Source organism: Bacillus sp. CH_48, assembly GCF_038008465.1.
Lineage (GTDB): Bacteria > Bacillota > Bacilli > Bacillales > Bacillaceae_G > Bacillus_A > Bacillus_A thuringiensis_S.
Genome location: NZ_JBBOZF010000001.1, coordinates 4,013,153 through 4,025,229, shown reverse-complemented (window position 1 = coordinate 4,025,229; position 12,077 = coordinate 4,013,153). Strand labels below are relative to the sequence as shown.

Sequence of the window (12,077 nt, the reverse complement as noted above, 5' to 3'; positions counted from 1 at the left end):
GCTGGATGAATAGCAACGGTTGATTACCTTTCTACAATGAAATCGGATAGTTTTTATCCATTCCCTTAGCTATGGTATGTATATCATCGACCTCTTTCTCATGTTACCATTCACTTCTCGTTGTGTAATACATTGGATTCATTTTCCATTTAAGATTTTATATATAGAAAAACTGTAGAGAAATCATCCCCTACAGTCTTCACTTATTTCGTATTTATTATTTTTTCTTTATAACTCTTCAATTTACTCGTTAACCCCATTAAAGCAGGTAACAATATCGGCATCACGATTAAAGCTAATAGTAATAGTGCAACGCCAACAACTGATGCAACTTGTATAAGTGTTAACACACCTGATGGAATTAATGCTGCAAACGTCCCTACTAAAATTAGCGCCGCCGATAATACAACTCCTCCTATATGACGAGATGCAGTTACAATTTTTGTTACCGAATCCCCTTCGATCTCGTTATAGCGCATCATTACGAAAATACTATAATCCACTCCTAAAGCGACAATCATAATGAAGCTAAAGAATGGAACATTCCAGCTTAATGTATCTACATGTAATACATGTGCACTAATTTGTTCGCTTATACCAAGTGATGCGAAGTACGCTAATAGTAATGAGCCAATAATAAATATTGTGTTTAGTAGTGAGCGTGTAATTACGATTAATACAATGGCAATTCCAATTAACATAATTGTAGCTGTACGTAAAAAATCTTGCCCTGTTACTTCTTTTAAATCAACGTTTCTAGATGTTGTTCCGCCGATCGCTGTTTTCGCATCATGTAATTCCGTTCCCTTTACAGTGCCATCGATTGTTTTATTAATTTCTTGAATAATTGGCATCGCTTCTTTGGAATACGGAATTACATCTAAAATGATGGTCATTTTAGCAATTTTTCTATCCTGTGACATGTACGTGTTCAATGCTTTTTGGAAATCTTCTCCCTCTAGCACTTCTTTTGGAATATAAAACTTCTCAGAGCTTTTCGACTCATTGAGCTCCCCTAAATATTTCTGTGCGTCATGCAGGCCATTACTTACTTTTCCAAGCCCTTCTGTACTTTTAGATAAACCGGATTGTAATTGCCCCATCTTTTCTTGCAGGTCTTTAAGGCCCGTTAAAAGTTGTCCTTGTCCATCGTTTATTTTCGTTAATCCAGATTGTAACTCAACTGATTTATTTGCAATTTGTTTTGAACCTGCAGTACCTTCATTTAATCCATTTTTAAGATCCGCTGCTCCCTTTTGTAACTTATTAACTCCAATGCCCATTTCTTTTAAGCCGTTATCCACTTTCCATAACGATTGATTCGCTTCTTTAAATGAACTCATCGCCGTTTTGTGCTGGGTTGCTAATTGATTTAATTCATTTGAAAGTACGCTTAAATTTTTTTGTGCCTCTTTAGCAATCCCTATCGTTTGTTGTATGTTTGGATCATTCGCTAATTCTGGTTTCGTTTGAACGAAATTGGTCATTAACATTTCAATTTGTTCATATCCTTTTTTCGCACCGTCAATCGCTTGATCAATACTTCCGAAGTATTGATCGTAAGAACTTAAACCTTTTTCTAACTGTGCATAACCAGTATGAAGCTGTGACGTTGCATTGGATAGGACATTTATATTTTTATTTACTGAAGTTAACCCACTCTCAATTTGCTGCGCTCCTTGTGCACCTCCGTTTATGCCGCTGGATAATTGATGTAAAGCTGTTCCTAATGCTGATACCCCATTTTTCGCCTCGTTCGTTCCATCAATTAATTTTTGAACATTCGCAAGACTATTTGAATCATTACTTCCCATTTTATTTTTCGCATCCGTTAATCCATCATTAATTTCCTTTATGCCACCATCGGCATCTCCTAATCCTGTATTCAATTCTCCCGCTTGCTTATTTAAATATAATTCTTTTATCTTCTCACCAGTTGGACGTGTTGGTGCATATACTTCTGACACACCTTTAACTTTCGAAATTTTATCAGTTAATTCATCTAAAATTTGTAGAGAAGTTCCTTCATCCAGCTTTTTATCAGATTGAATGACTAATGTACTCGGTGAAGAGAAACCAGGCGGAAAATGATCTTCTATTACGTTAATACCCATCTTTGATTCATACTTATTATCCACTTCAAATAAATCATTGTAATTCAGTGTAGTAGAGTATTTTAATACGAAAGGAATCGATATTACGAATACGATGATTAAAGCGATAAATGGCCTTGCTACTGAATTTTTCGCAAAGAATCCCCATAAGCGACTATCCTCATGACCTTTAAATGTTTTAACTGGATAAAACATTCCTTTTCCTAAAAGCACCATAAAAAACGGATTTAAAGTCGTTAATACGAGTAGTAATACTAAAACACCAATTGCTACCGCTGAAGTAGATTGATATAATTTAAAACTCGCTAACGCAAGTGATGCAAAACCAATTAGCACCGCTATACCGCTATATAATACGGTTTTACCTGCCGATTTAAATGTTTCTTTCGTGGCCAAAAATGCATTTTCTTGTTTACTTAATTCTTCTTTAAACCTCGTATATAATAAAATGTTATAATCTGTTCCTACTCCAAAGAGGACGACGACTACGAACACTTGTGTAAAGTTTGAAAATGGGAAATTAAATTGATCCACAAGCTGAGCAATAATCCCCATTGAAACTAAATACGACACACCGACTGTAAGAAGAGAAACAATCGGAACAACTGGTGAACGGAATACGAGGATTAATACTACAAGAATGAAAATGATTGAAATAACTTCTGTCTTTTTCACTCCCTCTTGAGAGGATTTAAGAAAATCACCCGCTATTAAGTCACTTCCTGTTAAATACGTTTTTACCCCTTTCGTTTGCACTTTTTCATGAAGATTATTTGAAACCTTTGATATTTCACCATGTTTTTTATCTATCGATATTTGCGTTAAAATAGTCGTATTATCTTTAGAAACTAATTGTTTTTCCAAGTCTTTATTATCTAAATATGAAACAACTTCCTTAATTCCTAATTGCTCTTTTTCATTTTGCAGGGCGTTGATTGTTTTTGTTATTTCCTTCTTTTGTTCATCTGTTAAAGCTGCCTTATTGCCACTATTAAAAACGGCTATAATTTCATACTTTTCAACCCCTTCTTTATCCATCTCTTTCATCATCTTGTCAGCAATACTGCTTTGTTCTGTATTAGGGATTGTAATTTTCCCTTTTTCCTTCACTAATTTATCCATATTAGGCATCGTTACGACCATTGTAATAGTAATAACTATCCATAATAGAAAAGATAAACTTCTCCAACTTTTTAACTTGCTCATTTGAATCATCTCCCATTATAAAATTCACATGTGGAATGAATATTCATTCCTAATCTTTTGAAAACACTTTCCGGAATGAACGTTCATTCCTATCATTCTATTAATTTATTCATTTATTCATTTATTCATTTATTCATTAACTTTATTAAACTAGGTAATACGGAATGAATATTCATTCCTTTAGTTGTAAAGATTTATCATCTCCTGTTATTCTTTTTCATACCTTTCTCGGAATGAATGTTCATTCCTGTCCTTATAACGCTATAGAATCAAATGATTCTAATAGCATTCCAACAACTTTCTTCCAATTCCTTTACCAAATCATCTGTATATTCTAACTGCCCTGTTTCCATTACTTTAATTAATTTTTCAATTGGTTGATATACAATAATAATTAAAGCAATTGGTGGTAATGGACGAAGCAAACCTTTTTCGATTCCATCTTCAATCAAGTTCATGAAGAAACCCATGAAGTCCTCGAATATTTCATTGCTATGTTCATCTAGAAAATAACTATCACAGTGAGAATTTGTAAAAAGAAAAGCATCTGCATTTTGTCTCGCAAATTCAAATAAACGGTTGTATGTATGGCTAAACTGTTCACGAATATTTGCATCGACCGGGAAATCATTTTTTATTAATTCTGATAGTTGTAAAACACTTTTCGTAAATAAAGAATTAACAAGCGCTTCTTTATTTTCAAAATAACGGTAGATCGTACCTGCGCCTACTTTTGCTTTTTCAGCAATCATCGGAATTGTTGTACCATCATAACCTCGTTCTGCAAAAAGTTGTATTGCAGCATCAAAAATATCCTCTTGTTTGTTTTTAGCCATTTTTCCACCTCAATTTCCAGGAATGAAAATTCATTCCGTTTTTAATTATAAATTACATGAATTAAAAGTCAAGTGCGTGACAAAGTATAGCTGTGATTTTTTATCCCTTATTTGTGAATGTAATTATACGAGCGACTTTCTGGATATATTGGCGCAACTCTAATTATATCAGCGATTTTCATGATATATTGACTTACCGACAAAAATTCACAATATAAGAGGAAGCTATCCCGAAATTCCACTTAGGATAGCCCACCTTCATACATACAAATTAAAAGAAATCATAAATAAATGGCTTACGCACTGGTACTAGATTCTCAATTGACCGTATTGCCTCGTCACTTCCACTAATTAATTCAAGTTCATTTAGTTCTAATGGGCGTTTATAACCAAACATTATTGCCGATAGTGCATTAATATCCAGTTTTATTCCTTTTTCCGTTGTTTCTTCTACAATTGTTATTTCATGATTTGCAAGTCTCACTGTTACGTTATTCCACGGAGCAAATGCGTCTGTAATGTGTAGGATCACTTCTTGCTGTACATTGTTCCAATTCAACTCATATTGTTTTAAGAACTGCTCTACATCTACAATTCTTCCCATAAAATATGGTTTTATTTCTGTCTTCACGCGTGGCTCTTGCAATGAATATAACAACGGTTCGTTTTCACTTACTGTCATTTCAAGTTCTTTAATCATAGAATCATGCTGGCAAATAAAGTTCCACAGACCATTTCGTGCTTCATTACGTAGTGGTACAAATTCTTCTACTGTCATTTTATAGTTTTCTATTTTGTATAACATGTAACCTGCTGCCCTTTTATTTTCATCATAGTAAATCGCTAATGTTAAATCATCATAAACCGCTTGTAACCACCAGTTCTTCTCTCGAACTAGCATACCTGAAAAACGTTCTGCAAATACTTCATAGAGCTTTTCGACCTCTTCTGGATGCTTTTCTTTATTGAAACGTTTCACAGTACCATTCACTTGTTTTTTCATCACTAAATCGCTCTTAGTCATATGACATGTGACTAAATTCGCACAAAGTTCCCAGCCGTATTTACGGTAAAATGAAACCGCAAATGGATGTAACATAGAGACTGTATATCCATCTTTTTTCATTATTTGAAGTGAATGTTGAAGTAGCTCTTTTACATACCCACTTCTTCTGTACTCTGGATACGTCGCTACTCCTGCAACGCCACCCATTTTAAATTTTTCTTTACCTATGTAAATATGAAACGGAATAAGATGTAGTTTTGCTGCTAAGTCTTCCCCTTCCATAATGCCGTATATTTCATGACTTTCCTTCATCTTTGTAAGTTGCTGCTGTAATCGTTCCTCATCTACTTTATATTGAAAAACGTATTCTGATAAACGTAATGCTTCTCTGAACTTATCTTCTTTTAATTGCATGACATTCATATAATTCTCCTCCATTCTCTGTTTGAATTGTATCACAATTCTCACTATTATAGTTCGGTAAGTGAAATTACAAGGACGTTTTAACAAAAAAAGCAGATACATCACGTATCTGCTTTCCATCTTTATTATTTAGCTAACTTTTGAAGTTCATCAAAGAATGTAGGATATGATACACCTACTGCTTCTGCATCTTCAATAATTATTTTCCCTTCTGCCAGGCAGCCAGCAATCGCAAGCATCATTCCGATGCGGTGATCACCGTAACTATTTACTGTATTGCCTTTTAAAGCTGATTTTCCGTAAATGATCATGCCGTCATCAGTTGCTTCTATGCGAGCTCCTAGTTTCGTTAACTCCGCAACGACTGTATCAATACGATTTGTTTCTTTTACTTTTAATTCGTGTGCATCTCTAATAACTGTAATACCTTCTGCTTGTGTTGCCGCTAAAGCGATAACTGGAATTTCATCGATTAGTCTTGGAATAATATCCCCACCAATTTCAATTCCTTTTAATGAAGATGTTTCAATCGTAATGTTTGCAGCTGGTTCTGATGCGCCTTCGTTAATCGGCTCTATAGTAAATGTAGCACCCATTTTCTCTAAAACATCAATAATACCTGTACGAGTTGGATTCATTCCTACATTTTGTAATATTAGTTTACTATTTGGGATGATTGCACCTGCTACTAAGAAAAATGCTGCTGATGATACGTCACCTGGCACTTGAATGTCTGTTGCTGTTAATTTTTGTCCACCTGACAGCTTCACTGTCTTTCCTTCTCGAGTTACTTTAACACCAAATGCTTCAAGCATTCTTTCCGTATGATCGCGGGAAATATGTGGTTCTGTAACAGCTGTTACACCTTCTGCGCGAAGCCCTGCAAGTAAAATAGCTGACTTTACTTGTGCACTTGCAACAGGAGAAATATATTCAATTGCTTTTAAATCTCCACCACGTATTGTTAGCGGTGTAAATGTTCCTTCTTCTCTGCCGTCAATGTTTGCACCCATTTGTTTTAATGGGTTTGTTACACGCTTCATCGGTCTTTTTGCGATAGATTCATCACCTTGTACGCAAGAGAAAAATGGTGTGTTAGCTAATATACCTGACATTAATCGAATTGTTGTACCAGAATTACCAACATCTAATACAGCTTTCGGTTCTTGTAAACCTTCTAATCCTTTACCAACTACAGTAACTTCATCACCGTTTTGCGTAATTTCTACTCCCATTTCTTTAAAACATGAAATAGTACTTAAACAGTCTGCACCGGACAAGAAACCTTTAATTGTTGTTTTCCCTTCTGCAATCGAACCGAACATAACAGCACGGTGTGAAATGGATTTATCACCTGGGATTGTAATATTGCCATTCAATCCGTTATTAACAGGTTGTATTGTTCTTTCTTTCACGTTTTTCACCTTCTCATTTAAATTGTTTCATAAGTTTGGTATTCTTCTTCTCCAAGCGCTAGCTTTGCTTTCATACGATCTTCTTCCCTTTGGAAGCTAATACGTAATACCCCAAGCAGTCCTTCACGCGCTTCTAATATTTGCAAGTTCGTAATACTAATTTCCTCGCGCGCTAAAATACTCGTAATATGAGCCAATGCCCCCACCTTATCTAATACATCAACGTATAAGTCGTGATAAGCAGGAATTGCACCACTCTTTCTTACTGGTAAAGAATCACGGTATTCTTTCGCATCTGCAAAATAGTTTTGAATCTCGCCTGCATCTCCAGTAGAAACTGTCTTATATAAACCTTCCATTTCAGAGATCCACTCTTTTAATAATACCATTAAATGCTCTCGATTTTGCTTTACAATATCACTCCACATTTTCGGACTACTAGATGCGATACGTGTAATATCTTTGAAACCTCCAGCAGCTAGCTGATGAATGAGCGGATTATCTCCTGCATGCTTCTCAACTTGCTTTACTAAACCTGCTGCGATAAGATGCGGGAAATGACTAACGATCCCTGTTACATAATCATGTTCTTCTGTATTTAAAACAAGAAAATGTGATCCTGTTCCTTTTAACCATACTTTAAGGTCTTCCACTTGTTCATTTGGTACATGATTCATCGGTGTTAAAATGTAAAATGCATTTTCAAATAAATGCGCCTTTGCGCTTTCAACTCCCGTTTTATGAGAACCCGCCATCGGATGTCCCCCAATGAAAGAAACTTCCTTTGAAAATAAAGCTTCCGCTTCGTTCATAATAGACCCTTTTGTACTACCAACATCAGTCACTATAACATCTTCTCGTAAACGGAATGACGCAAGTTTGTGTAATAACTTCTTCGTTTCTTCAACTGGAGAAGCAAAAACAATTAAATGTGCCTCTTCACATGCATGTTGTAAATCAACTGCTATTTCATCTACTACGTGTAATTCTTTTGCACGCTCTACTTGCTCTTTAAATATATCATAACCTGTTATCATTACATCGTGCTCTTTCTTAATTGCTAATGCGAGAGAGCCTCCTATTAAACCTGTTCCAATTAATACTACCTTTTTACGCATTTGCCTCATCTCGAGACTTACTTTTTTTATTTTCAAAGTGTTGTTTTAACACTGAAATCACTCCTTCATTTTGCTCCCTTGTTCCAACTGTAATACGGACACCATTTGGGAATGGACGAATAATAAACCCTGCATGTGCGCAAGCTTCATAAATCTCTCCAGCATTATCTACCGGTAAGAAGATGAAATTAGTTTGTGACGAATAAAATGGTATACCGTTTTCCTTACAGAAACTCTCGTATTGCTGTAATCCTTCTGTATTCACGCGAACTATTTCTTTAATAAACTCGTCATCACTAAAAGCAATTGTAGCTGCTTTTTGCGCTAATGAAGATACGTTAAATGGTAAACGTACAACATTTAATTTCTCAATTAGCTCTTCCTGTCCGATCGCATATCCAACGCGGAAAGAAGCTAATCCGTATGCTTTAGAAAACGTTCTAAGTACAAGAATGTTTTTATGTTTTTCTAAAAGCGATAATATCTCAGGGAAGTCTTTTGCTGTTACGTATTCATAGTACGCTTCATCAATGACAATTAACGTATTTTCACTAATGCCTTCAATAAATTGAGTTAATTTTTGCTCATTCACATATGTGCCCGTCGGGTTGTTCGGATTACAAATCCATACGATTTTCGTATTATTATTTACCGCTGACGAAATTTCGTCTAAATCGTATACACCTTTATTTAAAGGAATTTCTTTCACTTCACAGCCTTCAATAATCGCATGATGACGGTACTGCGGGAATGTTGCACCTGCTGTTACAATGTTATCTCCCGCTCGTAATACGGCGCGGCTTATTATTTGAATGATTTCATCTAAACCACTACCACAAAGTACTTGTTCCATTTGCACATGCAACTTATCTGCGATTGTTTGACGGAGCGTTGTAGCACCTCCGTCAGGATATAAAGAATGTTCCAACCAAGATTTTTGCAACTCTTCTAAAACTCTCGGTGAACAACCGAATGGATTTTCATTCGATGCTAATTTCACAAACGAATGATCTCCGTACACTTCTTTCATTTGTTCTGGTGATTTACCTGGTTTATATGGTTGTAATGATGATAGTTGATCCTTTACTTGCACGTTAAACCCACCTTTTTATTAAAATTCTTTTGCGTAGTTATTGTGTTGCATAATGTTTTGTTTTAATAATTCCATACGATCTTTTCCGAATTGTTCGACTAGTGCATCTGCAAGTTCCCATGCCACAACAGATTCAGCTACTACACCCGCTGCTGGTACTGCGCAACTATCAGATCTTTCAATACTCGCTTGGAATTCTTCTTTCGTATCAATATCAACGCTTGCTAACGGTTTGTATAAAGTAGGAATTGGCTTCATAACGCCTCTTACGACAATTGGCATACCTGTTGTCATACCGCCTTCTAAACCGCCGGAATTATTCGTTTTTCTCGTGTATCCTTTTTCTTTATCCCACAGAATTTCATCATGCACTTTGCTTCCAGGTTGTCGTGCCGCTTCAAAACCTACGCCAATTTCAGCACCTTTAAATGCATTTATACTCATAATTGCACCAGCAAGTTTTGCATCTAATTTACGATCGTAATGAACGTAACTACCAACGCCAATTGGCATACCTTCTGCAATGACTTCCACGATGCCACCGATTGAATCTCCACTACTTTTTGCGTTGTCAATCGCATTCATCATTTCTTGCTCTACTTCTTTATCTAAACATCGAACTGGTGAGTTTTCAGTAATTGTTTGAATTTCTTCAATTGATAAGTTTGAAATATGTTTTGCTTTTACTCCACCAATTTCAAGAACATGTCCTGCAATTTCCACGCCTAATTCGCTTAAAATTTGTTTTGCAACTGCACCAGCAGCTACACGAACTGTCGTTTCTCTTGCAGATGAGCGCTCTAATACGTTTCTTATATCACGATGACCATATTTAATTGCTCCATTTAAATCCGCATGTCCGGGACGTGGTTTTGTAATTGTACGTTTCATGTCTTTACTTTCTTTTTCCGAAATTGGCTCGGCACCCATTACTTTCGTCCAATGTTTGAAATCATCATTTTTTACGATTAACGTAATCGGTGATCCAAGTGTCATCCCGTGACGAACACCACTTACAATTTCAACTGTATCTGTTTCAATTTGCATGCGTCTTCCGCGTCCATGACCTTTTTGTCTTCTTAATAATTCTTTATTAATATGTTCCGCCGTAAGTGTCAAACCTGCTGGTACACCTTCTAAAATAACTGTTAACTGCGGTCCATGTGATTCTCCAGCTGTAATGTATCTCATTTCTCTTGCCCCTTTACTATTTTTTTGTACAAAAAAGTCCCTACTGAGCGCTCAGTAGGGACGATGTTTATCGCGGTACCACCCTAGTTGTAGACAACTGTCGTCTACCTCTCTTCTTCTTTAACGATCGTTTGACCGTCTTCCCCTCCATAAGTTGTCGGGAAAGATGCTCCAAGGCTGTAATTCATGCTTACCTTTGTACTGATTCACACCGACCATCAGCTCTCTTTAACAGTGAGATAAGCACTACTGTTTCCTCTTCAATGCATATATGATATGGAATTAAGATAATTTATTTTTGAAACCTTTTAACTCATCCATGAATCTATGGAATTCTGGAATGTCCATTTGTTGTGCAGAATCTGATAATGCAACTGCTGGATCTGGATGCACTTCAGCCATTACTGCATCTGCGCCAATTGCAAGTGCCGCTTTCGCTGTTGGTAATAATAAATCTCTGCGTCCAGTTGAATGTGTTACATCAACGATAACTGGTAAATGTGTTTCTTTCTTTAAAATTGGTACTGCAGAAATGTCTAATGTGTTACGTGTTGCTCTTTCGTATGTGCGGATACCACGCTCACAAAGAATAATTTGATCGTTGCCTTGCGCAATGATGTATTCCGCTGCGTTAATGAACTCATCAATTGTTGCTGCTAATCCACGTTTTAATAATACTGGTTTGTTAACTTTACCTACAGCACGTAATAAATCGAAGTTTTGCATGTTACGTGCACCAACTTGAATTACATCAACGTAGTCTAATGCCATTTCAACATCGTTCGGATTTAAAATTTCACTAATAATTGCTAAGTCGAACTCGTCTGCTACTTGACGTAAAATTTGAAGTCCTTCTACTCCTAAACCTTGGAAATCGTATGGAGATGTTCTCGGTTTGAATGCACCGCCGCGCATTAATTTTAAGCCTTGATCTTTCATCGCTTGCCCTACTTGACGAACTTGCTCTAAGCTTTCTACTGCACAAGGTCCCATGATGAACGTTTGTGCTCCGTTTCCAATCAATTCACCTTTTACATCAACGATTGTATTTTCTTGTTTCTTTTTACGTGATACTAGTAACGCTTTGCGGTTATCATCTTCTTGTAACTCTAAGCTTGCTTTGAAAATCGTTTTGAAAATATGTTGAACAGTTGATGTTTCGAATGGTCCTTCGTTATGCTCTGCGATCATATCAAGTACTTCACGCTCACGTACTGGATCAAAGCGTTTCGTACCTTGTACTTGCTTTTGCTCTCCAATTTTTTGAACAATTTCACCACGTTTGTTTAAAAGGTGTAATAGTTGTAAGTTAATTTCATCTACCTGTTTACGTAATTGATCTAATTCATGATTTGCCATTTGGAAATCCTCCTCTAATGTTTTAAAAGTATAGTAAGAGAATAAAAGATTCTCTATTTTCTGAACTGGTTAATTATACAAATTTATAGTGGAATCGATACCTCTTCTTATTTTAAACTAATAATTCGTACAAAGACATGAACTACTAGTTAAAAACCCACTTTTTTGTACAAAAAAGCCCTACTGATGCAATCAGTAGGGACGATATTTATCGCGGTACCACCCTAGTTGTAGACTTCTTTCGTCTACCTCTCTTCATTGTTAACGATCATCTGACCGTCTTTCCCTTCATAAAGACAAATACTATCTTTACTAC

At 36.0% G+C, this 12,077-nt stretch carries 8 protein-coding genes and 2 other annotated features (1 of these 10 cut by a window edge); all 8 genes read right to left on the bottom strand.

Annotated features, from left to right (window positions below; translation table 11 throughout):
* Positions 1 to 203: 203 nt before the first annotated feature.
* Positions 204 to 3,320 carry an MMPL family transporter gene (locus tag N2V92_RS20160; protein ID WP_016077542.1) on the bottom strand — a complete coding sequence of 1,039 codons (3,117 nt, stop codon included), beginning with the start codon at positions 3,318 to 3,320 and terminating at the stop codon, positions 204 to 206.
* 269 nt (positions 3,321 to 3,589) lie between these two features.
* On the bottom strand, positions 3,590 to 4,156 hold the full coding sequence (locus tag N2V92_RS20155) for a TetR/AcrR family transcriptional regulator (RefSeq protein WP_001107289.1): 567 nt from the start codon (positions 4,154 to 4,156) through the stop codon (positions 3,590 to 3,592).
* A gap of 271 nt (positions 4,157 to 4,427) precedes the next feature.
* On the bottom strand, positions 4,428 to 5,585 hold the full coding sequence (locus tag N2V92_RS20150) for a GNAT family N-acetyltransferase (RefSeq protein ID WP_042598046.1): 1,158 nt from the start codon (positions 5,583 to 5,585) through the stop codon (positions 4,428 to 4,430).
* Positions 5,586 to 5,710: 125 nt separating this feature from the next.
* Entirely contained in the window at positions 5,711 to 7,000 is a 1,290-nt protein-coding gene (gene aroA, locus N2V92_RS20145) for a 3-phosphoshikimate 1-carboxyvinyltransferase (RefSeq protein ID WP_000664636.1), read from the bottom strand.
* 17 nt (positions 7,001 to 7,017) lie between these two features.
* Entirely contained in the window at positions 7,018 to 8,118 is a 1,101-nt protein-coding gene (gene tyrA, locus N2V92_RS20140) for a prephenate dehydrogenase (protein ID WP_001228126.1), read from the bottom strand.
* Positions 8,111 to 9,211, bottom strand: a complete 1,101-nt coding sequence (gene hisC / locus N2V92_RS20135) for a histidinol-phosphate transaminase (protein WP_042598045.1) — start codon at positions 9,209 to 9,211, stop codon at positions 8,111 to 8,113. The genes tyrA and hisC overlap by 8 nt, the downstream gene beginning before the upstream one ends.
* A gap of 18 nt (positions 9,212 to 9,229) precedes the next feature.
* The gene (gene aroC / locus N2V92_RS20130; RefSeq protein WP_042598044.1) at positions 9,230 to 10,402 is read right to left on the bottom strand and encodes a chorismate synthase; all 1,173 of its coding nucleotides are present in this window, start codon (positions 10,400 to 10,402) and stop codon (positions 9,230 to 9,232) included.
* A gap of 53 nt (positions 10,403 to 10,455) precedes the next feature.
* Positions 10,456 to 10,675 (bottom strand) — a binding site (T-box leader).
* Positions 10,676 to 10,684: 9 nt separating this feature from the next.
* On the bottom strand, positions 10,685 to 11,761 hold the full coding sequence (locus N2V92_RS20125; RefSeq protein ID WP_001273573.1) for a bifunctional 3-deoxy-7-phosphoheptulonate synthase/chorismate mutase: 1,077 nt from the start codon (positions 11,759 to 11,761) through the stop codon (positions 10,685 to 10,687).
* A gap of 194 nt (positions 11,762 to 11,955) precedes the next feature.
* Positions 11,956 to 12,077, bottom strand: a binding site (T-box leader); it runs 115 nt beyond the window's last position.